General features: G+C 64.3%; 27 protein-coding genes. 19 read left to right on the forward strand and 8 right to left on the reverse strand.

Annotated features, from left to right (window positions below; genetic code table 11):
* Positions 1 to 45 precede the first annotated feature (45 nt).
* Positions 46 to 891 (forward strand): S-formylglutathione hydrolase, encoded by an 846-nt coding sequence (gene fghA, locus NLR35_RS32640; RefSeq protein ID WP_257170656.1) that lies wholly within the window; start codon positions 46 to 48, stop codon positions 889 to 891.
* Positions 892 to 1,523: 632 nt separating this feature from the next.
* On the opposite strand, the gene NLR35_RS32645 is transcribed toward fghA, so the two are convergent.
* Positions 1,524 to 2,003: a DUF3280 domain-containing protein gene (locus tag NLR35_RS32645; RefSeq protein ID WP_257170684.1), complete on the reverse strand. Its 480-nt coding sequence runs from the start codon at positions 2,001 to 2,003 to the stop codon at positions 1,524 to 1,526.
* Between the two features lie 141 nt (positions 2,004 to 2,144).
* Between NLR35_RS32645 and NLR35_RS32650 the strand changes: the two genes are divergently transcribed.
* From NLR35_RS32650 to NLR35_RS32670, 5 genes are all read left to right on the forward strand, one after another.
* Positions 2,145 to 3,353, forward strand: a complete 1,209-nt coding sequence (locus NLR35_RS32650) for an ABC transporter substrate-binding protein (protein WP_257170657.1) — start codon at positions 2,145 to 2,147, stop codon at positions 3,351 to 3,353.
* A gap of 740 nt (positions 3,354 to 4,093) precedes the next feature.
* On the forward strand, positions 4,094 to 5,059 hold the full coding sequence (locus NLR35_RS32655) for a YVTN family beta-propeller repeat protein (RefSeq protein WP_257170685.1): 966 nt from the start codon (positions 4,094 to 4,096) through the stop codon (positions 5,057 to 5,059).
* Entirely contained in the window at positions 5,056 to 5,871 is an 816-nt protein-coding gene (locus tag NLR35_RS32660; RefSeq protein WP_306577843.1) for an ABC transporter ATP-binding protein, read from the forward strand. The genes NLR35_RS32655 and NLR35_RS32660 overlap by 4 nt, the downstream gene beginning before the upstream one ends.
* The gene (locus NLR35_RS32665) at positions 5,868 to 6,722 is read left to right on the forward strand and encodes an ABC transporter permease (protein WP_257170658.1); all 855 of its coding nucleotides are present in this window, start codon (positions 5,868 to 5,870) and stop codon (positions 6,720 to 6,722) included. Before NLR35_RS32660 ends, NLR35_RS32665 begins: the two co-directional genes overlap by 4 nt.
* Positions 6,719 to 7,330 carry a hypothetical protein gene (locus NLR35_RS32670; RefSeq protein WP_257170659.1) on the forward strand — a complete coding sequence of 204 codons (612 nt, stop codon included), beginning with the start codon at positions 6,719 to 6,721 and terminating at the stop codon, positions 7,328 to 7,330. The genes NLR35_RS32665 and NLR35_RS32670 overlap by 4 nt, the downstream gene beginning before the upstream one ends.
* A gap of 191 nt (positions 7,331 to 7,521) precedes the next feature.
* Here NLR35_RS32670 and NLR35_RS32675 read toward each other — a convergent pair whose 3' ends face one another.
* A complete protein-coding gene (locus NLR35_RS32675) occupies positions 7,522 to 8,082 on the reverse strand; it encodes a PQQ-dependent catabolism-associated CXXCW motif protein (RefSeq protein ID WP_257170661.1) in 561 nt (186 codons plus the stop codon).
* Entirely contained in the window at positions 8,079 to 8,954 is an 876-nt protein-coding gene (locus NLR35_RS32680; RefSeq protein ID WP_257170662.1) for a substrate-binding domain-containing protein, read from the reverse strand. The genes NLR35_RS32675 and NLR35_RS32680 overlap by 4 nt, the downstream gene beginning before the upstream one ends.
* 161 nt (positions 8,955 to 9,115) lie before the next feature.
* On the opposite strand from NLR35_RS32680, the gene NLR35_RS32685 reads away from it, so the two are divergent.
* Positions 9,116 to 10,042: a quinoprotein relay system zinc metallohydrolase 2 gene (locus tag NLR35_RS32685; RefSeq protein WP_257170663.1), complete on the forward strand. Its 927-nt coding sequence runs from the start codon at positions 9,116 to 9,118 to the stop codon at positions 10,040 to 10,042.
* Between the two features lie 56 nt (positions 10,043 to 10,098).
* Positions 10,099 to 10,920, forward strand: coding sequence for a quinoprotein dehydrogenase-associated SoxYZ-like carrier (locus tag NLR35_RS32690; RefSeq protein WP_257170664.1), 822 nt, complete (start codon positions 10,099 to 10,101; stop codon positions 10,918 to 10,920).
* Positions 10,921 to 10,943: 23 nt separating this feature from the next.
* On the opposite strand, the gene NLR35_RS32695 is transcribed toward NLR35_RS32690, so the two are convergent.
* Positions 10,944 to 11,303 (reverse strand): hypothetical protein, encoded by a 360-nt coding sequence (locus NLR35_RS32695; RefSeq protein WP_257170665.1) that lies wholly within the window; start codon positions 11,301 to 11,303, stop codon positions 10,944 to 10,946.
* Between the two features lie 86 nt (positions 11,304 to 11,389).
* Here NLR35_RS32695 and NLR35_RS32700 point away from each other — a divergent pair, with 86 nt between their 5' ends.
* The 4 genes from NLR35_RS32700 to NLR35_RS32715 are packed head-to-tail and all read left to right on the forward strand — an operon-like array spanning position 11,390 to position 14,190.
* Entirely contained in the window at positions 11,390 to 12,370 is a 981-nt protein-coding gene (locus tag NLR35_RS32700; protein ID WP_257170666.1) for an ABC transporter substrate-binding protein, read from the forward strand.
* Entirely contained in the window at positions 12,370 to 13,107 is a 738-nt protein-coding gene (locus NLR35_RS32705; protein WP_009031071.1) for an ABC transporter permease, read from the forward strand. Before NLR35_RS32700 ends, NLR35_RS32705 begins: the two co-directional genes overlap by 1 nt.
* Positions 13,097 to 13,807, forward strand: coding sequence for an ABC transporter ATP-binding protein (locus NLR35_RS32710; RefSeq protein WP_257170667.1), 711 nt, complete (start codon positions 13,097 to 13,099; stop codon positions 13,805 to 13,807). Before NLR35_RS32705 ends, NLR35_RS32710 begins: the two co-directional genes overlap by 11 nt.
* 35 nt (positions 13,808 to 13,842) lie before the next feature.
* A complete protein-coding gene (locus NLR35_RS32715; RefSeq protein WP_257170668.1) occupies positions 13,843 to 14,190 on the forward strand; it encodes a hypothetical protein in 348 nt (115 codons plus the stop codon).
* Positions 14,191 to 14,216: 26 nt separating this feature from the next.
* On the opposite strand, the gene NLR35_RS32720 is transcribed toward NLR35_RS32715, so the two are convergent.
* Entirely contained in the window at positions 14,217 to 14,429 is a 213-nt protein-coding gene (locus tag NLR35_RS32720) for a hypothetical protein (RefSeq protein ID WP_012029066.1), read from the reverse strand.
* A 193-nt stretch (positions 14,430 to 14,622) separates the two neighbouring features.
* On the opposite strand from NLR35_RS32720, the gene NLR35_RS32725 reads away from it, so the two are divergent.
* Entirely contained in the window at positions 14,623 to 14,931 is a 309-nt protein-coding gene (locus NLR35_RS32725; RefSeq protein WP_257170669.1) for an EthD family reductase, read from the forward strand.
* A gap of 108 nt (positions 14,932 to 15,039) precedes the next feature.
* Here NLR35_RS32725 and pqqA read toward each other — a convergent pair whose 3' ends face one another.
* Positions 15,040 to 15,120, reverse strand: a complete 81-nt coding sequence (pqqA, locus tag NLR35_RS32730) for a pyrroloquinoline quinone precursor peptide PqqA (RefSeq protein WP_009031067.1) — start codon at positions 15,118 to 15,120, stop codon at positions 15,040 to 15,042.
* A gap of 202 nt (positions 15,121 to 15,322) precedes the next feature.
* Entirely contained in the window at positions 15,323 to 15,715 is a 393-nt protein-coding gene (locus tag NLR35_RS32735) for a hypothetical protein (protein WP_257170670.1), read from the reverse strand.
* 265 nt (positions 15,716 to 15,980) lie between these two features.
* Here NLR35_RS32735 and NLR35_RS32740 point away from each other — a divergent pair, with 265 nt between their 5' ends.
* The 3 genes from NLR35_RS32740 to NLR35_RS32750 are packed head-to-tail and all read left to right on the forward strand — an operon-like array spanning position 15,981 to position 18,944.
* Entirely contained in the window at positions 15,981 to 17,645 is a 1,665-nt protein-coding gene (locus NLR35_RS32740) for a methanol/ethanol family PQQ-dependent dehydrogenase (RefSeq protein WP_257170671.1), read from the forward strand.
* Positions 17,646 to 17,670: 25 nt separating this feature from the next.
* Positions 17,671 to 18,012, forward strand: coding sequence for a cytochrome c (locus NLR35_RS32745; protein WP_257170688.1), 342 nt, complete (start codon positions 17,671 to 17,673; stop codon positions 18,010 to 18,012).
* Positions 18,012 to 18,944, forward strand: a complete 933-nt coding sequence (locus tag NLR35_RS32750) for an ABC transporter substrate-binding protein (protein WP_257170689.1) — start codon at positions 18,012 to 18,014, stop codon at positions 18,942 to 18,944. The genes NLR35_RS32745 and NLR35_RS32750 overlap by 1 nt, the downstream gene beginning before the upstream one ends.
* A gap of 27 nt (positions 18,945 to 18,971) precedes the next feature.
* On the opposite strand, the gene NLR35_RS32755 is transcribed toward NLR35_RS32750, so the two are convergent.
* Complete coding sequence (locus tag NLR35_RS32755) at positions 18,972 to 19,928, reverse strand: helix-turn-helix domain-containing protein (protein ID WP_257170672.1); 957 nt, start codon at positions 19,926 to 19,928, stop codon at positions 18,972 to 18,974.
* A 405-nt stretch (positions 19,929 to 20,333) separates the two neighbouring features.
* On the opposite strand from NLR35_RS32755, the gene xoxF5 reads away from it, so the two are divergent.
* The 3 genes from xoxF5 (at position 20,334) to NLR35_RS32770 (ending at position 23,936) form a co-directional block, all read left to right on the forward strand.
* Positions 20,334 to 22,139, forward strand: coding sequence for a lanthanide-dependent methanol dehydrogenase XoxF5 (xoxF5, locus tag NLR35_RS32760; protein ID WP_257170673.1), 1,806 nt, complete (start codon positions 20,334 to 20,336; stop codon positions 22,137 to 22,139).
* Between the two features lie 132 nt (positions 22,140 to 22,271).
* Entirely contained in the window at positions 22,272 to 22,751 is a 480-nt protein-coding gene (locus tag NLR35_RS32765; RefSeq protein WP_257170690.1) for a c-type cytochrome, methanol metabolism-related, read from the forward strand.
* A 75-nt stretch (positions 22,752 to 22,826) separates the two neighbouring features.
* Entirely contained in the window at positions 22,827 to 23,936 is a 1,110-nt protein-coding gene (locus tag NLR35_RS32770) for an S-(hydroxymethyl)glutathione dehydrogenase/class III alcohol dehydrogenase (protein ID WP_257170674.1), read from the forward strand.

The following is a 23,936-nucleotide window of genomic DNA, read 5'->3' on the forward strand; positions in this document are numbered from 1 at the left end:
CGCTCCGTTCCGCCGCCCTCAATCTCGATTCCGACAGGTGATCCCATGACGCTCACGACCGTCTCGCAGAACAAGTCCCATGGCGGCGTCCAGGGCGTCTATCGCCATGCCAGCCAGGAGACCAAGACCGAGATGACGTTCTCGGTGTTCGTGCCGGCCCATGCGCCAGACGCAAAACTCCCGGTCGTCTGGTATCTGTCCGGCCTCACCTGCACCCACGCCAATGTCACCGAGAAGGGCGAGTTCCGCGCCGCCTGCGCCGAGCTCGGCTTGATCTTCGTCGCGCCGGACACCTCGCCGCGCGGCGACGGCGTTCCCGGCGATGCCAACAACGCCTATGATTTCGGCCTCGGCGCCGGCTTCTATGTCGATGCAACGCAAGAGCCGTTTGCGAAGAACTATCGGATGTGGAGCTACGTCACCGAGGAGCTGCCGCACGTGGTCGCGGCGAACTTCCCGGTCGATCCGCGACGGCAGTCGGTGATGGGCCATTCGATGGGCGGCCATGGCGCGCTGACGGTGGCGCTGCGCAACCCCGACCGCTATCGCGCGGCAAGCGCGTTCTCGCCGATCGTCGCGCCCTCGCAGGTGCCGTGGGGCGAGAAGGCGCTCACAGGCTATCTCGGCAGCGACAAGGCGGCGTGGCGCAAGCACGATGCGGTGGCGTTGATCGAGGACGGCGCGCGCGTCTCCGACCTGCTGGTCGATGTCGGCACCGCCGACCAGTTCCTCGAGCAACAGCTGCGGCCGGAGCTGCTCAAGGCGGCCTGCGAGAAGGCCAACATTCCCCTCCTGCTGCGCAAGCAGGACGGCTACGACCACAGCTACTACTTCATCTCGACCTACATGGCCGATCATCTGCGCTGGCACGCGGCGCGGCTCGGGCGCTGATATCAGCTTCGGCTTGATTTGCCCGTCGGGCGCGATGACGCGCGACGGAGGCGTACTGATCGCGTCCAGCACCTGACCCTTGCGTGCGCGCAGACGGCCATTTCCGTCGCGCGCTCAAGGTGATCACCGCTGTCCAGTCCGCAGGCGAAAAATAATCCGCTTTCGCTTTTCCGGAATTCATGGTTGTCTGGCGCATCCCGCCTCATCGAGAGGGCGTATCGCGGTCGTCACGAACGTGGAGTGCGGGATGCGGTGGACGCCGGCGGCGCGCAGCAGGCTCGTGAGAGCATGCGGACGAACGTGCCACGGCGTACGGCCAAGTCGCGTGGTCCTGGCATCCCGAAGCCGATGCCCCCGCGGCGGCGCGCCCGAGGCGTGTCGTCGCGCACGGTGACCAGAAAGCCCGGCGCACCGGGGAGAACGCGAAGCAACCGTTAAGACCATCCGCGCAGGGAGGGCCGGGATGTCCCAGCCGAACCTGTGGTACCTGCCGCCTGCATTTCTTTCTGCAGGCGGGCCATGGGGGCGGCAGGCTCCCGGCCTTCCCTGCGCCTCTCTTGTTGTGAGAGAGGCGATCGAGATGCACAGCTCGGGCGTCAGAAGCCGCGAGGATGCAGCGTCACGTCTGTTGGTTACTGCGCCTGCGGCGCGCCGTAGTTCGGGGCGAGCAGGCGGTTGCGGACGAGCCAGGCCATGGTGCGGGTCCAGGACTCCTCGGTGTTGCCGCGCATATCGGCAGTCATCGCCGCGACGGGCTTCCCGGTGTGCGCGTCACGCAGATAGATGTTCATGTTGAGGATGAGATTAGACACCTTCTGCACCGTGCCGGTAATGGCGAGATCGGCGCCGATGTCGGCGGCGAGCTTGACGTCGCAACCGCCGCAGGCCTGCAGATTGCTGTGGTGCGCCGCATCGTTAACGGGAGCGATGTCGAGCACGCGAAATCGGCCGGAGTCCTGCAGCGCCGACCGCAGCTGCTCGGCCGCATGCGTCAGCCTGATCTGCTCGTCCTGGCGCGGCCCCTCCACCTCCCCCTGCAGGCTGGTGTCGATCAGCTCGAAATCGAACACCGCCACCTTGGGCGGCTCGGCCTGCACCGATGTTGCGGATATCAGGATCAGCGATGCGAGGAGAACAGCCAGTTTCAAGGTCGTGATCCGAATGATGCCACAGCGGCCAAAAGTGGGGTTGAAAGCTAGGCCAAATCGTTCATCTTGCAAGATGAAACCTCGCCGCCAAAGGACGAGGGAACCATGGGAGGACATGTGGTCCTGGGAGTTCTGGCCCGATCTCTGATTGGAGCGATCGGCCTCATTGCCGCCGCAACCGCTGCTGGTGCTGCTGACACGGTCGACATTGCGATCGGCTATCTCGGCCGCGCCGGCGTGCCGCAGACCTTGTCGCCGCTCGACCAGCCGGCGGCCGATGACGGCGTGGCCGGCGCGAAGCTCGCGATCGAGGACAACAACACCACCGGCAAGTTCCTCAACCAGCGCTTCACGCTGATCGACCGCAAGGTCAAGGATGATGAGGACGCGGCGCAAGCCGCGAATGAACTCGCGGGGCAGACCGGCTTCATCCTCGCCGACCTGCCGGCGGATACGCTGCTGAAGGTCGCAGATGCCTTGCGCGGACGCGGCATCACCCTGCTCAATGTCGGCGCCACCGACGACCGGCTGCGCGAGCAGGACTGTCGCGCCAATGTCATCCATGTCGCGCCGACACGTTCGATGCTGGCCGATGGCCTCGCGCAATATCTGGTGTGGAAGCAGTGGAAGCGCTGGCTGCTGATCACCGGCTCGCATGACAACGACAAGCTGTTCGCTGATGCCTTGCGCCGCGCCGCCACCCGCTTCGGCGCCAAGATCGTCGAGGAACGCACCTTCGAGGACACCGGCGGCGCGCGCCGCACCGACAGCGGCGTCACCCTGATCCAGCGCCAGATGCCGGTGTTCACGCAGAAGGCGCCGGCCTATGACGTGCTGGTCGCGGCCGACGAGAGCGAGGTGTTCGCCAACTATCTGCCCTACCGCACCTGGGACCCGCGCCCCGTCGCCGGCTCCGCAGGACTCAGGCCGACAAGTTGGGATCCGGCGCAGGACCAATGGGGCGCGACGCAACTGCAGAACCGCTTCATGAAGCTGGCCTTGCGCCGGATGGATGCATTGGACATGCAGGCCTGGATGGCCGTGCGCATGGTCGGCGAGGCGGCCTCGCGCACCAACTCCGGCGACGCCAAGGCGATGACCGACTATCTCAAGGGTCCGAACTTCACCATCGCCGCCTTCAAGGGCACCCGCCTCTCCTTACGCGACTGGAACCTGCAGCTGCGCCAGCCGATCCTCTTGGCCGACGGCCGCATGATCGTTTCGGTCTCCCCGCAGGAAGGCTTCCTGCATCAGGTCTCTGAACTGGACACGCTCGGCGTCGACCGCCCCGAAACCAAGTGCAAGCTGCAATGATGTCGGATGTGATGATGTTGATGAAGATGCTCGCCGACGCGGTATCTCCCCTCACCCTGAGGAGCCCGCTGAAAGCGGGCGTCTCGAAGGGCGAGGCCCGGCAGGGGCCTCATGGTTCGAGACGCGCCTGCGGCGCTCCTCACCATGAGGGTCAAAATTCGAGGGCGGCACTGCACGCCGAGGGGCGTGTTCATGGAGAGGGTCAAGCGGCAGAGCCGCCGCTGCACGCTGACCATGAACACGTTGGCCGCGTGCTTGTAGAGACCAACCTTGTGGAGAAGCGGGAAACCAATCGACCTCGCCGCGGGCACGACGTCCGTGACTGCGCCCTCGCTCCTTGTGGGAGAGGGCATGCACGACAGCGCAACGATCTCGGTCGGGTGAGGGGTCTGTCTCAACGAGTTGCGCTCGCGGAGAGAACCCCTCACCCAACCGAGCCTGCGGATCGGCCGGCGCTGCCCTCTCCCACAAGGGGCGAGGGCACTGCATTGCACAGCGTAGCGGAGGTTGCAGGCTGGTTCGAAGAGATCATCAAAGAAATCGGGAAGCGGGAAGAGAGTCTTGCGCCTAAACTGGAGCTGCACGTGAACCATGAGCAGCGTGTTCATGAAGACGGTCTTGAGCGCGCGCGCGGTAACGGCGACGAGATCGAGTCTTCCCGCAGACTCCGTCCTCGTCCTGAGGAGCCCGCCAAAGGCGGGCGTCTCGAAGGACGGTTAAGGCTTCGCAGGTACGTCGGCATCGCGGCCTACCTGCTCACCGCCGCATTGTCGCTAGCCGCCATCACCCCCGCCTCCGCCTACGTCGCCTTCGTCTCCAACGAAAAAGGCAACACCGTCTCCGTCATCGACACCGATACCTGGACCGTCACCAAGACCATCAAGGTCGGCCAGCGGCCGCGCGGCATTGCGTTCACCCGCGACGGCAAGTTCGTGATGGTGGCGGTCGGCGACGACGACACCATCCAGGTGATCGACGCCAAGAAGATGGAGATCGTCGACACCCTGCCCTCCGGCCCCGATCCCGAGCTGTTCGCGCAGGATGCCCAGGGCAAGACGCTCTATGTCGCCAACGAGAACGACAACACGGTCACGGTGCTCGACCTCGAGAAGCGCGTCCGCATCGGCGACGTCCAGGTCGGCGTCGAGCCCGAGGGCATGATGTTGAGCCCGGACGGCAAGATCCTGATCTGCACCTCCGAGACCACCAACATGGCGCATTTCATCGACACGGCGACCCGCAAGATCGTCGCCAACGTGCTGGTCGATGCCCGGCCGCGCTATGCCGAGTTCAAGACCGACGGCTCGGAGCTGTGGGTGTCCGCCGAGATCGGCGGCACGGTCTCGATCATCGATCCGGCCAAGCGCGAGGTCACGTCCAAGATCAAGTTCGCCGTACCCGGCCTGCGCAGCGAGGCGATCCAGCCGGTCGGCATCAGCCTGACCAAGGACGGCAAGACCGGCTTCGTCGCGCTCGGCCCGGCCAACCGCGTCGCGGTCGTCGACGGCACCACGCATGAAGTGAAGAAGTATCTGCTGGTCGGCCAGCGCGTCTGGCACATGGAGTTCACGCCGGATGAAAAATATCTGCTCGTGACGAACGGCGTCTCCAACGACGTGTCGGTGATCGACGTCGCCGCGCAGAAGGTGATCAAGACCATCCAGGTCGGCGAGTTGCCCTGGGGCATCACGATTGCACAGCCATGAGCACGCAGAACGCACCCGCTCTCGATCCCACGAGCCCCGCGCCGCAGCCGACGCCGCATCAGGTGCCGGCGCTGTCGGTCGCGGGCGTCAGCCATTCCTACGGCGCCCGCAAGGCGCTCAACGACGTCAGCTTCGCCGTCCGGCCGGCGAGCTTCACCGCCCTGCTCGGCCTCAACGGCGCCGGCAAGAGCACGCTGTTCTCGCTGATCACGCGGCTGTTCGCGGTGCAGACCGGGAAGATCGATATTTTCGGCCATGACATCGGCCGAACGCCGGGCGAGGCGCTGCGGCTGCTCGGCGTCGTATTCCAGCCGCGCACCGTCGATCTCGATCTGTCGCTGCGGCAGAACCTGCTCTACCACGCCGCGCTCCACGGCATCTCCCGACGCGAGGCCCGCGCGCGCAGCGAGGAGCTGCTGGCGCGCATCGGCCTGGCCGATCGCGCCGGCAACAAGGTGCGCGACCTCTCCGGCGGCCAGATGCGCCGGCTGGAGATCGCCCGCGCGCTGCTGCACCGGCCGCGCCTGCTGCTGCTCGACGAGGCCACGGTGGGACTCGACGTCAAAGCCCGCGCCGACATCGTCGGCCATGTCCGCCAGCTCGTCACCGAGCAGGGCATCGGCGTGCTCTGGGCAACGCATCTGTTCGACGAGATCGCCCCGACCGATGACCTCGTGGTGCTGCATCAGGGCCGCGTGCTCGCGCGCGGGCCCGTGCCGCAGGTGATCGCCGAGGCCGGCGCGTCAGATGTCAATGCCGCGTTTGCACGGCTGACGACCCAGGCCAGTTCGGCGCGGAGCACAGAGCCATGAGCGTCACCACCGTTCACAATCCTGCTCCCACCCGCAGCGGCTTCTCCGCCGGCGAATACATCACCTGCCTCATCGGCATCGTCTGGCGCGAGGGCCTGCGCTTCCTGCATCAGCGCGAGCGCTTCATCTCGGCCCTGGTGCGGCCGCTGGTCTGGCTATTCATCTTCGCGGCCGGCTTCCGCCAGGTGCTCGGCATCTCGATCATCCCGCCCTACGAGACCTACATCCTCTACGAGGTCTATATCGCGCCGGGCCTGATGGCGATGATCCAGCTGTTCAACGGCATGCAGTCGTCGCTGTCGATGGTCTACGACCGCGAGATGGGCAACATGCGCACTTTGCTGGTGAGCCCGCTGCCGCGCGGCTACCTGCTGTTCTGCAAGCTGCTCGCCGGCACCGCCGTCTCCGTGCTGCAAGTCTACGCCTTCCTGATCATCGCCTGGTTCTGGGACATCACGCCACCGCCGATGGGCTACCTCACCGTGCTGCCGGCGCTGATCCTCTCCGGCCTGATGCTGGGTGCGCTGGGCATGCTGATCTCCTCCGGCATCAAGCAGCTCGAGAACTTTGCCGGCGTGATGAACTTCGTGATCTTTCCGATGTTCTTCGCCTCGTCGGCGCTCTACCCCTTGTGGCGCGTCGAGGAAGGCAGCCCGTGGCTGGCCTATCTCTGCGAGGCCAATCCCTTCACCCACGCAGTCGAGCTCATTCGTTTTGCGCTGTACGGCAAGCTGAACTGGGTTTCGCTCGCGGTGGTCGGCGGCTGCACCGCCGTGTTCATGATTGGCGCGATCCTGGCCTATGATCCGTCGCGCGGGTTTGTCAGGCGTGGTCCCGGAGGCGAGGCATGACGGTGAGATCGATACTACTGGCCGCCGCTCTGTTCGCAGCGGCCAGCGCCGCACAGGCCGCCGATCCGCGCTATCCCGACTGGCCCTGCCCGCAGGCCAAGGTGCCGGAGATTTCGATCGCGGCGGTCTGGTCGGGTCCGCCGGTCGATGACGTCGGCACGAGCTGGAAGGACGACGCGAAGATTTCGGAGCTCGTTGCCAAGCTCGCGGCGCGCCGCTTTCCGCTCGAACAGGCGCAGAAGGACGTCGCTGATTTTCTTACTGGCACGGCCGAGGAGAAGACCCGCAAGGGCAAGCTGCTGTTCGCAGGTCTGTTCGACACGCTGAACGCACAGCGCACGTCTGTCATGAACGGGCTGGAGCGCGTCATGCGCAAGCAGCGCGAGGCGGTCGACAAGGTGCGCGGCGATACCATCGCGCTGCAGGAGATGCAGAGCAGCACCACGCGCGACGAGGCCAAGGTCGAGGAGTTGAGCAATCAGCTCAACTGGGAGACCCGCATCTTCGAAGACCGCCGCCGCGTCATGAAATTCGTCTGCGAGGTCCCGACCGCCATAGACCAGCGCCTGTTCGCTCTCGCTCGCGAGATCCAGCAGGACATGGAGTAGATCCGCGGATGCCGCTCGCTCATCATCACCAGAACGAAGAGAGGGCGTACCGACGCTTCAACAACGTCATGGCCGGGCTTGTCCCGGCCATCCACGTCTTTCAACGCGGCACCACGTGGATGCCCGGGACAAGCCCGGGCATGACGAGTCAAACAACTAGCCGCGGAGTCTGTCGCCACCGTGCCGTCCGCTCACTCCTCCGGCCGCGGCTCGGGCTGGGTCTGCTGCAGCGGCAGGTCGGCGCGGGCCCAGCCGTCGGTGCCGTCGGGGTACCAGGCGACGTTGCGGTAGCCGTAGGTAAGCGCGCGCCGCGCGGCATTCCAAGACATCCAGCAATCCTCGAGACAGTAGAAGACAAGCGCACGACCGAGATCGCCGTCCGACGCACGCGCAAGGCCGCGCTTCAAATAATCCTCCGTCGCCGCCGCGAGCACGCCATAACCGGTGTCGGGCAGCCAGATGCTGCCGGGAATGTCGAGCCGCGGCTGCTCCCGCCACACGGTGCCGGCCGGCAAGTTCTTCGGCTTCGGCGGACGCGGCAGCACATCGATGAAAGCAGCGGCCTTGTCGCGCCAGATCGCCTCGATGTCCCGCGTCGACAGCACCCGAGCGCCCTTGAGTGTCGTCGGCACCGGCGCGCGATAGTTCTCGGTGCGGTAGCTGTCCGGCTCCGGCACGAGGTCGTCGGCCCGAACCGCGGCGGCGATCAGCAGCAGGCCTGCCAATGCCGCAGCGGTGAACCGGCCGATCATGGCTTCGCCGCAGCCTCGGCGGTGATCAGATGATTGCTCTCATCCAGCAGCGGCACGCCGAAGTCGAGCAGGATCTTGTTGATCTCGCCTTGGTTCTCCTGGATCAGCTTGTTGAGCTGCCGCCGCCAGTTCTGGTCCGCCCCGCGCACGCCCATGGCGATGCGATAGATCAGCTTCGGCCCGGACGTCTCCTTGACCAGCGGCGTCACATGCAGCTGCGGGCTCGCCTGCTTGGCATAGTAGCCGGCCATCGGCCCCCACAGCACGCCGGCATCGATCTCGCCGGACTTCAGATCGTTGATCATCGCTTCGGCCGACGAGTCCACGCGCGTGTCGATCATCAGCGGATACGGCTTGGCCGTCGTCATCAGTCCGGCCAGCGCCATGTTGGTCGCCGGCGGCGTGCCGGCCACGATGCCGATATGCTTGCCCTTGAGCTTGGCGTCCTCAAGTGTGGTGACGTCGGCAAGGTCGGAGCCCGGCTTGGTCACGATGGCGTAAGCCGTCCGGTAATAGGGACTGGTGCTCTGCACCAGATCGTCACCTTGCGGAAAGCCCATGATGACGTCGCAGCGATGCGAGCCCAGCGTCATGCGCACGAAGCCGGTGGCCTGCGGGAAGAACGTGTAGTCGACCTTCTTCTGCAGCTTGGCAGCGAGGAAATCCGCGAGCTTGTTCTCAAAACCCTCGCCCTTCTCGTTCGAGAACGGCAGGTTGCGCGGGTCGGCGCAGACGCGCAGCACCTTCGGATCGACCAGCTCGATCGACAGGTCCAGGCCGTCATTGCTTTGCGCGTAGGAGGCAGCAGGTCCGAGCAGAGTGAGGCCCGCGGCAACGGCCAGCGAGCCGACAACAGTCCAACGCTTCGTCATTCTTATTTCCATCCCTATCGAGCGCATCGAGGTATTTTTGAAAATGCTAGGCCGCCGGCCTCGCCCGCGCAACAGCTGCTGTCATCCCGAAGAATTGACCCGATGCTGCGCCGCAACGCGGGCGGCAGGATGCACAGGTCGCACGCGAGCGAGGCGAACCCATGATCAGCCGGGTGATCATCGCGATCATGGCCTGGGGCATGCTCGCGCTCGGCGGCGTCGTGCATGCCGAGCAGCGGGAACTACAGGTCGACGAGATTGCGCCCGGTGTGTTCGTCCATGTCGGGCAGACAGCCTTGATGACCGCCGACAACGACGGCGCCATCGCCAATGTCGGCTTCGTCGTCGGCAATGACGCAGTCGCCGTGATCGATACCGGTGGCAGCGTCCGCGAAGCCCGCGCATTGCTCGCGGCGATCCGCGCCCGCACCCCAAAGCCGATCCGCTACGTGATCAATACCCATGCCCATCCCGACCATGTCTTCGGCAACGCCGCGTTCCAGGCCGATGGCACCAGCTTCGTCGGCGCCAAGAACCTGCCCCGCGCACTGGCCCTGCGCGGACCGCATTACATCGAGGCGTTTCGCCGCCTGATGGGCGGGGAGCTGATCGACGAGGTCCGCCTGGTGCCGCCCTCGATCGCCGTCGAGGATCTGATGTCGCTCGATCTCGGTGGCCGCACACTCTCCCTGAAGGCCTGGAGCACGGCGCATAGTGACTGCGACCTGACGGTCCTTGATGAGCAGAGCCGGACCCTGTTTGCGGGCGATCTTGTTTTCCTGCGTCACATCCCCGTGATGGACGGTAGCCTGCGTGGCTGGATTGCCGACATCGCGGTGCTCGGTGCGATGACAGCCGATCGCGTCGTGCCCGGCCATGGGCCGGTCAGTCCGTGGCCGCTGGCGCTCGCAGACGAGCGCCGTTATCTCGATACTCTCGCTTTCGATGTTCGCGGGCTGATCAAGGCGGGCAAGCCGATCGCGGATGCGGCGGGAGCCGCCGGATCGGAGCGCGGCAAATGGGAGCTGTTCGACGACTACAATGCGCGGAACGCCACCGCGGCGTTCTCGGAAATGGAATGGGAATGACCGTGGGGACGCGCTATGATCGCCGACAAACCAGAATGCTTCCGGAGGACTGCGCCATGACCCGGCTCCGCCTGCCGTCCACATTGCTTCTCGGCATCTGCCTCGCGCTTGCTTTCGCACCTGCGAAGGCCGCCGATGGCTACGATCCCTGGCCGGGACTGGTGCAGGACATCTTCGCCAACAAGCCGATGCAGGACGGCGGCAACGTGCTGTCCATCGAGATGCCGACGCGGGCCGAGGATGCCTCCGTCGTCCCGGTCACCCTGCGCAGCAAGCTCTCGCCCGCCGATGACCGCAGAATCAAGACCATCACGCTGGTGATCGACCAGAACCCGGCGCCGATGGCTGCCAAGTTCACGCTCGGCTCGGATGCCAACGTCACCGCGATCTCCACGCGCGTTCGCGTCAACAACTACACGGACGTGCATGCGGTGGCCGAGCTCACCGACGGCCAGCTCTATGTCGTCAAGACGTTCGTGAAGGCATCCGGCGGCTGCTCGGCCCCGGCCGCGAAGAATCCGGACGAGGCCAAGGCCCGCATCGGCCAGATGCGCTACCGGCAGTTCACGCAAAGCGGCGACGGCGCCAGCAGCGGCATCCGCGAGGCGCAGGTGATGGTCGGGCATCCCAACAATTCGGGACTGCAGATGGACCAGCTGACGCAGCTCTACATCCCCGCCTTCTTCGTCGACCAGCTGACGCTGTCGCAGGACGGCAAACTGGTGCTGTCGGTAGAAGGCGGCATCTCGATCTCGGAGGATCCGAACATCCGCTTCACCTACGTCTCGAACGGCGCCAAGCATTTCCGCGCCGAGGCGCGGGATACGCAGGGCCATGTGTTCGAGCACGAATGGCCCGCGGAGGGATCAGGCACCTGATGGCGAGGCCGGGGCGCGCGGCGTCAGAAACATCTCACTTCGGCTTCGGCCTGGGCGCGGCGGAGATCGTTGAGCGCGTTGGCGGCCTGCTCGGAGGTGCGGAACTGGGTGCCGAGGTTGCTCTTCACCTGGGACATGCTGAGCACGGTTTCCGCGGTGACATAGCGCTCATAGGGGATGATCGAGGCGATCACGTCGATCGAGCAGGAGCATTGCGAGATCGCCTGGCGCGTTTCGCCATTGGCCTTCATGCAGCCGAACACATATTCGGCCCGCGCCGAGGTCGGATAGTCGTTGAGCTCCTCGGCACGCACCGGCCCGGCCAGCGCCGTCACGGCAAACAAGGTGGCGACAATCGGTCCTACCGGAACAGCGCAACGCATGACAGTCCTCCACGGCATCGCAGTCCAGGCTATGCTAAGGGAATGAGGCTGAAAAGAACACATCTCGAGGAAACGCAGACGCGCCCATGACGAAGCTCGGTCGCTTGTTCATTGCCCTCATTGCTTGCGCGCTGCTGCCGCTCCCGGTCGTGCGCGCCGCCGAGACTGTCAAGGTTGCGGTGCAGAAGACCGGCACCTTCGCCTGGGAATTGGCGGTCATCCGCGCCCATCAGCTCGACAAGCAGGCGGATATCGCGATCGACGCGGTCGAGCTCGCAAGCCCCGAGGCCGGCAAGATCGCGCTGCGGGCGGGCAATGCCGACATCATGGTGTCGGATTGGCTGTGGGTGTCGCGCGAGCGCGCGCTCGGCGCCAAGCTGACCTTCCATCCCTACTCCAGCGCGCTCGGCGCGGTGATGGTGCCGGCCGCTTCCTCGATCAAGTCGCTGGCCGATCTCAAGGGACGCAAGCTCGCCGTCGCCGGCGGCCCGCTCGACAAGAGCTGGCTGCTGCTGCAGGCCGCGGTCAAGCGCGACGGCGTCGAGCTGAAGTCGCAGGCGACCATTACCTATGGCGCGCCGCCGCTACTCGCCGCCAAGCTCGCCGACGGCGAGATGGATGCCGGCCTGAACTACTGGAATTTCTGCGCGGCGCTCGAAGCCAAGGGCTTTCGCCGCCTCGCCGGCATCGAGGACATCCTGCCCGGCTTCGGCGCCAAGGGCCGCACCGCGATGATCGGCTACGTGTTCGACGAGGAGTGGGCTGCCAAGAACCGCGATCTCGTCAGCCGCTTCCTGTCGGTCACGTCCAAGGCCAAGGAGATCCTGGCGGCATCGGATGCCGAGTGGCAGACGATCGCGCCGCTGACCGGCGCGCAGGACGAAGCCACCTTGCGCGCCTATCGCGACCGCTATCGCGAGGGCATTCCGAGCCGCTCGGTGGCCGAGGAAGAGGCGGACGCACGCATTCTCTATGGCGTGCTCGCCTCGATCGGCGGACGTGATCTGGTCGGCCCCGCCGCTGAGCTCAGCCCCGGCACCTATTACAGGGCGGATGCGAGGGACTAGTGCTGCGGCTTCTGTCCTTTGCGCTTCTCCTGGCCACCTGGTGGGTGGCCGCGACCATCGCCGGCAGCGCCAAGCTGCCGCCGCCCTCGGCCGTTCTGGCGGTCGCCGTCGCGGAAGCAAAGTCCGGCGCGCTCTTCCTGCATCTCGGCGCCACGCTGGCCCGCGTGGCGCTGGCCTTCACGCTGTCGATGGCGATCGGGTCCGCGCTCGGTTATTGGATGGGCCGCAGCCGGCTCGCCAACCGCCTCGGCGATCCCTGGCTGATCCTGCTGCTCAACCTTCCTGCGCTGGTGGTGATCGTGCTGGCCTATATCTGGGCGGGGCTCACCGAAGTCGCCGCCATCGCGGCGATTGCGATCAACAAGCTGCCGACGGCGGTCGTCACCTTGCGCGAGGGCGCCCGCGCACTCGATCCGTCGCTCGATGAAATGGCCAAGGTGTTCGCCTTCCCTCGCGGCCGCATCCTGCGCCACGTGCTGCTGCCGCAGCTTGCGCCCTACATCGCAGCCGCCGCCCGTTCCGGCCTGTCGCTGGTGTGGAAGATCGTGCTGGTCGCCGAGCTGCTCGGACGCCCCAACGGCATCGGCTTCGAGATCGGCGTCGCCTTCCAGCTGTTCGACATCCCGCTGCTGCTCGCCTACTCGCTCAGCTTTGCCGCCGTCGTGCTGGTGATTGAAGCCGTTCTCGTGCAGCCGTTCGAGCAGCGCGCATCCAGGTGGCGGCTCCGTGCGGCTTGAGGTTGACATCCGCTCCAAGAGCTACACCAGCGCCAATGGCAAGCGCCAGGAGGTGATATCAGGGATTTCGTTCACGCTGGAGCGCGGCGAGCTCGGCGTCGTGGTGGGCCCTTCCGGCTGCGGCAAGAGCACGATGATGCGGATCCTCGCCGGCCTGGACAGCAACTATGAAGGACGCGTGTCACAACCTGCCGGCGCGCGGCTCGCGATGGTTTTCCAGGAGCCGCGGCTACTGCCCTGGCGCTCGGTGGAGGACAATGTCCGGCTGGCCGCCCCCGACGTCGCTGAAGACCGGCTGGCCGCGATCTTCGGGGTGCTCGAGCTGGAAGCCCATCGCAGCCATTTCCCCGGCGAGCTGTCGCTTGGGCTCGCCCGCCGCGTCGCGCTGGCGCGGGCGTTTGCCGTCGAGCCGGATTTCCTGATCCTCGACGAGCCGCTGGCTTCGCTGGATGACGTCCTCGCCGCAAGGCTACGCGACGAGATCGCGACACTGGTCGCGTCACGGCCGATGATCACGCTGCTGGTCACGCACAGCATGGATGATGCCGCGCGGCTCGGCGACCGCATCTTCCTGCTCTCCTCGCGCCCCGCCCGCCTGCTCCGCGCCATGCCGATCACCGTGCCCCGTGCAGAGCGTGGCGAGGAGACTGTGGCCGCCATCAGGGCCGATCTGGCGCGGCGGGATTTTTCCATGTCATAGTCATGGCAAAGGTCATCAAGACCGAGGGAAACGCCATGAGATCCGCATTTGCCGTGACCGCGATCATTCTGTCAGCCTTGCCGATCGCGGTCGCCGCGCAGAGCAAGGGCATCCGGCTGTGGAATCTGACCACCGCGACGATGACCGGTTTCCAGCTGTCGCCCGCGGGCCAGAACAGCTGGGGTCCGAATCAGACGCTGAACGACAAGGACAAGGAGCTCGATCACGACGAGCGGCTGAAGCTGACGGGGGTCGAACCGGGACGTTACGACGCCAAGGTGAGCTATGCCGGCGACCGGCAATGCATCGTCCGCGACCTCAACATCAAGGCCGATGCCGTGGTCTCGGTGGCCGACAAGGACCTCAAGGACTGCACGAAGTAGGCCGCAAGCAGATCAGGCCGACCGCCTCAGGCCTTGTCGTTGCTGTGCGGATATTCGCAGCGCCACCGCACCGCTGTCCACTTCGGGTGCTCGCCGATCCACTGGGCGATGTAGGGCGGCGCCTTCATCGCGCATTGCTGCAGCGACGCGCCGCCGTCGGCGAACACGAGGTGCTGCTCCTCGCACGTGGCGGGAGACAGGACGGCGCAGACTGTGATGACGAGATCGATGGGGCTCATGGCTCGGTATCCCCTGGGCAAGGCCGCAAGCAGACTACATGAAACTACGACGTCCGGCTGCATCGGTTTCTGTTTGCGCCATATTTTCTGCAGCGGAACCCAAGTGCCAGTCCCGGCGCTTGATCCGAGCCGGCAGATCGGCTGCAATGGCAGCGGTCGATCGACCTCAAAAAGACGAATGCGGAGGAAGCAGATGCCCAAGGTTCTCGTACTCTACAAGACCCCCAAGAGCGCCGAGGCGTTCGACAAGCACTACATGAACGTCCACGTGCCGTTGGCGAAGAAGATCCCGGGCTTGAAGTCCTATGACATCAGCCGTGGGCCGGTAAACGGACCGGCGGGCCCCACCAACCTCCACCTCGTGGCCACTCTAGTGTTTGATTCGATGCAGGCCTTGCAGGCCGGCATGGGCTCTGCAGAGGGCAAGGCGGCAGCCGGTGACCTGCCCAACTTCGCCGACGGCGGCGTCGACCTGTATATCTTCGACAACCAAGATGTCTGACCGGCGCAGCGCGATCTAGACCCCGGCTGGACGGAACCGATCTGCCAAGTCACCGGCGAACTGATCGCTCGCAGCGGCTTGGCAGATCTCTTGGCCGATCGCTACGGCTTACTTGCGCGCCGCACAAGCGTACATGTTGATTTCCATGCCGACCGGCACTTCGACGATCTTCGGTGTCTTCCAGGCCATTTCAAGCTCCCAAGTTCAGACTGTCATTGACTGGCGCTTTGCTTGCGCCGCCCTCGAAGCTAGGGCCGCGCCTGGGTGAACGCAAGGCTCGGCGATTGGAGAGCGTGTCTCGCAGTGATGGATCAGTTGCGCCGAACGACATCGCTCGTGTCGACCGACAACCTTCCGCCTCAATCATCATCTGCTGAGCAATAGCTGCTACTCACGCCCCGCCCGGCTGCACATAGCAGAACACATATCTGTTGCGGCTCAGGAAGATGACGCCGTGGCCGGTCGGATTTCCCTTGTCCCACTTCAGCTTGTGCTCGGGAACTTCGATCTCCGTACCGACATCGATATGCGGCCGCCCACGCGGCTCGTCCGGACGATCATCGGTGATGATGACGTAGGTCTTGCCATCCCTGACGTGGATATCGTCGGCGAAGTAGGCGTCAGCCTCGCCGCAGCATGACGCCGTCGGCACGTCCGGCTGCATCAATGCCTCGTACCATTGACGCAGCGCAGGATCGACCGCGCCCCATTGACCGAGATCACGCGCACTCGCACTCACCCAAAGGCAACACAGCATGCCGAGCCAAAGGATGGTTCGCCTCATCCGTCTACTCCTCCATTTGATCCCGGCATGCTGCAGTGAAGCAATGTTCATGCCGCAAAGCAGCACGAAAAAGGTGCGATCATGCCAGCCGCAAACGGTCTGCAATGACAAGGACTTGGCCTGACGCTTGCCGTCGCACGGGAAAATAGTCCCGCTGCTGCGAGGATGCTTGCCCAGCTTTTCGTATTGACGGTTCCCGAATTCGAGCGGAGTGTTGTTCCCGCAGCGTCAGGATAGGCGCGCATAAAAATCCTGGAGGAAATGAATGAAGCGGATCGCGCTGGCCGCGGGCCTCGCTATTCTTGCATCACATGGTGCGAGCGCGCAGAGTGCCGATCAGTTGGTCAAGGGTGCAACTGATACGGCAAACGTCCTCAACTACGGCATGGGCTACAATCTGCAGCGGTTCAGCTCGCTCACGCAGATCAACAAGGACACCGCCAAGAACCTCGTTCCGGTCTGGAGCTACAGCTTCGCCGACGACCGCAGCGAGGAGTCGCAGCCACTGATCTACCAGGGCGTCCTCTATGTCACGACGCACAATGCGACGATGGCAGTCGACGCCAAGACCGGCAAGCAGATCTGGAAGAGCAAGATCGACTATCCCGCGGAGACCCCGCGCGTGGTCTGCTGCGGCATCATCAATCGCGGCGCAGCGCTCTACGACGGCAAGGTCTTCCGTACGACGCTCGATGCCAACGTGATCGCGCTCGACGCCAAGACCGGCAAGGAGCTGTGGCGCCAGAAGGCTGCCGACATCAAGGAAGGTTATTCGATGACTGTCGCGCCGCTGGTGGCGGACGGCGTCGTGCTGACCGGCATCTCCGGCGCGGAGTTCGGCACCCGCGGCTTCATCGATGGCTGGGATCCGGCAACCGGCAAGCATCTCTGGCGCACGCACACTGTCCCTACCCCGGATGAACCGGGCGGCGACACCTGGAAGGGCGACACCTGGAAGCTCGGCGGCGGCTCCACCTGGATCACCGGCTCCTACGATCCCGAGCAGAACACCGTGTTCTGGGGCGTCGGCAATCCCGGCCCGTTCAACGCGGCAGTGCGGCCCGGCGACAACCTCTACACCTGCTCAGTGCTCGCGCTCGATCCGAAGACCGGCAAGATGAAGTGGCACTTCCAGTTCTCGCCGAACAACCCGTTCGACTATGACGCGGTCGCCGAGATGGTGCTCGCCGACATGAACGTCGAGGGCAAGCCGACCAAGGTGTTGATGAACGCCAACCGCAACGGCTTCTTCTACGTGCTCGATCGCACCAACGGCAAGCTGCTGGCAGCCAATCCCTATGTGAAGGTCAACTGGGCTTCCAGCATCGACATGAAGACCGGCAAGCCGGTCGAGACCGATGTCACGCGTGATGCGCGTGAGGGCAAGAAGGTCACGGTCTATCCGTCGATCCTCGGCGGCAAGAACTGGCAGCCGATGTCGTTCAATCCGCAGACCGGCCTCGCTTACGCAAACACGCTCGTGTTCGGCGGCCACTACAAGACCGAGCCCGCCACCTTCAAGGCCGGCGAGTGGTACCTCGGCATGGACCTGACGGATCTCTGGGATTGGCCGGAAGGTCCGCGTGGTCAGCTTAAGGCGATCGATCCGATGACCGGCAAGACCAAGTGGGAGCAGCCGAGCGACATTCCGCGCTTCTCCGGCGTGCTGTCGACCGCTGGCGGCGTCGTGTTCTCGGGCAAGCTGACCGGCGAGTTCGAGGCCTTCGACGCCGACAGCGGCAAGAAGCTCTGGCAGTTCCAGACCGGCTCCGGCATCGAGGGACAGCCTGTCACCTGGCAACAGGATGGCGTGCAGTACGTCGCCGTCACCTCCGGCTATGGCGGTGTCTACTCGCTGTTCTCCGGCGATGAGCGTCTCGCCAACGTTCCGGCGGGCGGCTCGCTCTGGGTCTTCGCGGTCAAGAACTGAGTTCGGATTGCCTGTGAAAGACATGATGTTCATGAGAACGGCGGCGAGCTTCGCCGCCGTCGTCGCGATCTCGGCCGTGCTTTCGGCGGCTGCCTTCGCTCAACAGCAAGACGGCACCGCCGCGCACAGTCCGATCGACCTCGGGAAGACGACGTTTGCTCAGAAGTGCTCGCATTGCCATGGCCCGAACATGGTGAACTCAGGGACGATCACACCCGACCTGCGTCGGTTCCCCGACGACCAGCCGCGTTTCGTCACCACGGTGAAGCAAGGCAAGAACGGCCGGATGCCGCCCTGGGGTGACATTCTCAGCGATGATGAGATCACAGCACTCTGGGCTTACGTCTCGAGCCGGAGAGCGCAATGATGCGCCGCGTCACATTGTGGGCGGCCGCCTTGTTGATGTCGTCAGTGTCAGCGGTCCAGGCAGCTGACGACGTTCTCCGCATTTGCATGGACGAAAATCTTCCACCACTGTCGGTCCACCATCGTGGCAAGCCCGGCAGCGGATTCGATGTCATGCTTGGCCAGGCGATCGCTGATCGCCTTGGCAAGAAGCTCGAGATCCAGTGGTTCGAAAGCAAGCTCGATGAAGATTCGAGCCCGGCGCTCGAGGCGAACGCCTTGCTGTCGGATGGCCGCTGCTCGCTCGTGGCAAGCTACGCCTTTACGCAGGACGGATTGGTCGCGCCCGGGGTCAAGACGGCCAAGCTGCCGGACTTCGATGGCGCGACCCGTGACGATCGCCGGCGGCGTATTCCCCTCGGCACACTGGCGCCGAGCAAGCCGTATATGTTCTCGACGCTGACAGTCGTTCTCGCACCGGGCGCCAAACAGCGCCGGATCAGCGATATCGGCGATCTCGCCGGCCTCCGGCTCGGAATCGAGAGCGGCACGCTGGCGGACGCGATCCTGATGACCTTCGACAAGGGCCGCCTGATCGATGACATCACCCATCTGATTCCGACGCGGGATGACCTGCTCGGCGCCCTCGAACAGGGCAAGTTCGACGCGACGCTGCTCGATATCAGACGCTTCGATGCCTATCGGGCAGCTCATCCGGAAAGCAAGCTCATGGCCTCGGGCTACAATTATCCGATCGGCGCCAACAGAGGCTATGTCGCCCTGTCCAGCTCGGCCGAGTTGCTGGCATCGGTCGACAAGATCCTGGCGGAGATCGCCGCGTCGGGCGATCTGGCCAAATTTGCCGCGACCGCAGGCCTGACCTATTTGCCGCCGCGTGAGCCGGTGATCCTCGGCGATGCCTTCCAGAAGATCATCCGGAGCGGCGCGCGCTAACGGCGCCCTTGGCGCGACTTTGGCGCTTCAGTCGGCGCGCGCGGCCGCTGTTTTGTGCACCGATGACGGCACGACACCGAAATACTTCCGGAACACGCGGCTGAAGTGCGAGGAGCTCGAAAAGCCCCACGAGAATGCGACGTCGGTGATGGTCTTGCCGCCTTGCGTCTCCAGCTCCTGCCGACAGTGCTGCAGCCGGGCACGCCAGATGTAATCACTGACCGTCATTCCGCGGTCGCTGAACACCATGTGAAGGTAGCGCTTGGTACAACCCAAGGCTGCCGAAATCTGATCGATGCAGAGATCGGGATCGCGCAGGTGCTCGCGAATGAAAGCCTGCGCGCGAATGTAGACCGCTTCGGGTCCGGCACGGTCGAGCATGCGGTCCGCTTCCCGCAACGGCAGCAGCAACAGATCGATCAGCGACTCGGCCACGCTTGCCGCCGAGTTCGGTGACAACCTCGTCGCCTCGTCGAACGCAGAATGCGTGACATCGTGCGCAATCCGCCCAGTCCCGCTTCGCGCGGACAGCTTGTAAGCCGGCATCTTCTCGGACCGGAAGCCGCGCTCCTGCAGCAGTTCCTTGGGCACGATCACGACATCATGACGCGTCAGCGCCGGGCTGACGATCGTGTGCGGTGTCGACACATCATAGGCAAGACAGTCCCCCGGACCGATCTCGATCTGGCGGCCATCCTGCTCGAAATAGGACGTTCCATAGGTCTGGAACAGGATCTTGATGTAGGGATGCGCCACCTTCTGTGCACGCGCATAGGTGTGTGCAATCCGGTGCTGGCTTGCCTCGATCTGACACAATTTCAGGCGAGAGACCGTGGTGAAGTTGATGCGCCCCTCGAAGGAGGCGCCCTCCAGCGGGTCGACATCGAAACGTCCGCAGAGATCGGTCAGTGCATCTGACCAACGCTGGATCTGACTCTTGGGCGTGAACCCCGAGGTAGTAAGCGAGCGGATCGTATCGGACATCTTCATCCACCGATTCAAGATCGAGACGCAACGGGTCCGCCGCAGGACGGCGGATGAGAGTGCTGGCAGATTACTCCGATTTTAAGGCCGCGATATCCCTCGCGACGTATCTGTTCCATAAAGCGCCCTCGACGATCCTCCGCCTTCGTCCTTGTAAGGTCAAGAAGAACATCAACCTTCGGTGGAACCGGACGCTTCAAATTGGTGCTGCGCAGCAAGAACGCATCTTATGTTGCGGACCAGCAAAGCAAATCTTCTCCAAAAACTTCTATTCGCTTCACTCTTGAGCAAGTGCTTTTCTCTTTTGGGCAAGTTTCCCGTTTGGGAAGTGGATAATCAATGATGCCGAAAACGAATACTGGGCCGCGCGATGCGGAACCTCAGTTGAACCCGGGAGGAAAGACGATGCGAAGAGTACTGCTCGCAACATGTCTGACGTCAGTCGCGGCGCTCGCCGCGGGTGGCGCATTTGCCAGCGAAGAGCTGGTCAAGATGTCGGCCAACCCGAAGGACTGGGTGATGCCGGCGGGAGATTACGCCAACACGCGTTACTCCAAGCTCAACCAGATCAACGCCCAGAACGTCGGCAAGCTGCAGGTCGCGTGGACCTTCTCCACCGGCGTGCTGCGCGGCCATGAAGGCGGCCCGCTCATCGTCGGCAACATGATGTATGTGCACACGCCGTTCCCGAACAAGGTGTACGCGATCGATCTCGCCAACGACAACAAGATCGTCTGGAAGTACGAGCCCAAGCAGGATCCGAACGTCATTCCGGTGATGTGCTGCGACACGGTGAACCGCGGCGTGGCCTATGGTGACGGCAAGATCTTCCTGCACCAGGCCGACGACAAGCTGGTGGCGATCGACGCCAAGAGCGGCCAACAGGTCTGGACCGCCATCAACGGCGATCCGAGCAAGGGACAGACCGGCACGTCGGCTCCGCTGGTCGTCAAGGACAAGGTCCTGGTCGGCACGTCGGGCGGCGAGTTCGGCGTCCAGTGCAGCATGACCGCCTACGACATCAAGACCGGCAAGCAGGCCTGGAAGGCCTACTCCGAAGGTCCGGATGACCAGATCCTGTTCGACGCCAACACCACCGCGCTCGGCAAGCCCGTCGGCAAGGACTCCAGCCTGAAGACCTGGCAGGGCGATCAGTGGAAGACCGGCGGCGGCTGCACCTGGGGCTGGATCTCCTACGATCCGCAGCTCGACATGGTCTACTACGGCTCGGGCAACCCCTCGACCTGGAATCCGAAGCAGCGCCCCGGCGACAACAAATGGTCGATGACGATCTTCGCACGTCATGCCGACACCGGCGTCGCGAAGTGGGTCTACCAGATGACGCCCCACGACGAGTGGGACTATGACGGCGTCAACGAGATGATCCTGTCGGACCAGGCGATCAACGGCCAGCCGCGCAAGCTGCTGACCCATTTCGATCGTAACGGTCTCGCCTACACGCTCGACCGCGCCAACGGCGAACTGCTCGTCGCCGAGAAGTACGATCCGAAGGTGAACTGGACCACCGGCGTCGACATGGACAAGAACTCGGCGACCTATGGTCGTCCGAAGGTCGTCGATCAGTACTCGACCGACAAGCAGGGCGAGGACGTCAACACCAAGGGCATCTGCCCGGCGGCGCTCGGCACCAAGGACGAACAGCCCGCGGCCTACTCGCCGGACACGCAGCTGTTCTACGTCCCCACCAACCATGTCTGCATGGATTACGAGCCCTTCAAGGTGAGCTACACCGCAGGTCAGCCCTATGTCGGCGCGACCCTGTCGATGTATCCGCCTCAGGGTGAGACCCATATGGGCAACTTCATCGCCTGGGACGGCAAGACCGGCAAGATCGCCTGGTCGAACAAGGAGCCGTTCTCGGTGTGGTCGGGTGCGCTCGCAACGGCCGGCGGCGTGGTGTTCTACGGAACGCTCGAAGGCTACCTCAAGGCGGTCGACGCCAAGACGGGTAAGGAGCTCTACAAGTTCAAGACCCCGTCCGGCATCATCGGCAACGTCACGACCTACGAAGCTGGCGGCAAGCAGTACGTCGCCGTGCTCTCGGGTGTCGGCGGCTGGGCCGGCATCGGTCTCGCGGCGGGTCTGACGGATCCGACCGCCGGTCTCGGTGCCGTCGGCGGCTACGCGGCGCTGAGCAACTACACCGCACTCGGTGGCGCGCTCACCGTGTTCTCGCTGCCGCAGCAGTGAGCTAGAGCCTCTGCTTCCGGCGCATGGATCGCTCCATGCGCCGGTTCGCCTACCCAAAAAAATTAAGGGAAGACGCCCTTGCGTAGAATCTGGTTTGCGGTCGCCACGGCTCTGATCCTGGCAACCGGCGGGATGACTGTCGCCGAAAATGCCTGGGCCGAGGGCCCCGGAGATCCTGCGGCCGTCAAGTCCGAGGATGGGAAGTACTTCGATAAAGACGGCATTCCGACCTACAAGGTGGGCGCCGACGGAACGGTCGACTGGTACACCTACTCCGGATACCGCCGTTATCATTCCGAATGCCATGTGTGTCACGGACCCGACGGCATGGGGTCGACTTACGCTCCGGCGCTGAAGGACTCGGTCAAGACCATGAGCTACGGCGATTTCATCGGGACCATCGCCAGCGGCCGCAAGAATGTCAGCACGTCTCAAGAGAACGTCATGCCGGCTTTCGGCGACAATCCGAACGTCGCCTGCTACATGGACGACCTCTACATCTACCTGCGCGCCCGCGGCAATGACGCAGTGGGACGCGTCCGCCCGGCCAAGCACGAGGACAAGCCGCCAGCCTATACGGAAGCGGAAAACTCCTGCATGGGCAAGAAATGACCGACGAAGGCCGCGCCTGGACAGTTTCCCTGGGCAGGGTCGCGGCCTCGAGAGAATGAAACAGGAGTTTGAGACATGAAGACGCGCGCCGCGGTCGCTTTCGAAGCCAAGAAACCGCTGGAGATCGTCGAGGTCGACCTCGAAGGGCCGAAGGCCGGCGAGGTCCTGGTCGAGATCAAGGCGACCGGCATCTGCCACACGGATGCTTATACGCTCGATGGTTTCGACAGCGAAGGCATCTTCCCTTCGATCCTCGGCCATGAGGGTGCCGGCATCGTGCGCGAGGTCGGCCCCGGCGTGACATCCGTCAAGCCCGGCGACCACGTCATTCCGCTCTACACACCGGAATGCCGCCAGTGCAAGAGCTGCCTCAGCCGCAAGACCAACCTCTGCACCGCGATCCGCGCGACGCAGGGCAAGGGCCTGATGCCCGACGGCACCTCGCGGTTCAGCTACAAGGGTCAGACCATCTATCACTACATGGGCTGCTCGACCTTCTCCAACTTCACGGTGCTGCCGGAGATCGCGGTTGCCAAGATCCGCGAGGACGCGCCGTTCGACAAGAGCTGCTACATCGGCTGCGGCGTCACCACCGGCGTCGGTGCTGTCGTCAACACGGCGAAGGTCGAGCCCGGCGCGAACGTCATCATCTTCGGCCTCGGCGGCATCGGCCTCAACGTCATCCAGGGTGCCAAGATGGCGGGCGCCGACAAGATCATCGGCGTAGACCTCAATGACGGCAAGGAGGAATGGGGCCGCCGCTTCGGCATGACCCATTTCGTCAACCCGAAGAAGGTCACCGGCGACATCGTCCAGCACCTGGTCGCGCTGACCGACGGCGGCGCCGACTACACCTTCGACTGCACCGGCAACACCACCGTGATGCGCCAGGCGCTCGAAGCCTGCCACCGCGGCTGGGGCGAATCGATCATCATCGGCGTCGCCGAGGCCGGCAAGGAGATCGCAACCCGTCCGTTCCAGCTCGTCACGGGACGCGTCTGGAAGGGCACTGCGTTCGGCGGCGCGCGCGGGCGCACCGACGTCCCCAAGATCGTCGACTGGTACATGAACGGGAAGATCGAAATCGACCCGATGATCACCCACACGCTCTCGCTCGAAGACATCAACAAGGGCTTCGACCTGATGCATGAGGGCAAATCGATCCGTTCCGTCGTCGTGTTCTGA

Source organism: Bradyrhizobium sp. SRS-191 (assembly GCF_024586915.1).
Taxonomy (GTDB): domain Bacteria; phylum Pseudomonadota; class Alphaproteobacteria; order Rhizobiales; family Xanthobacteraceae; genus Bradyrhizobium.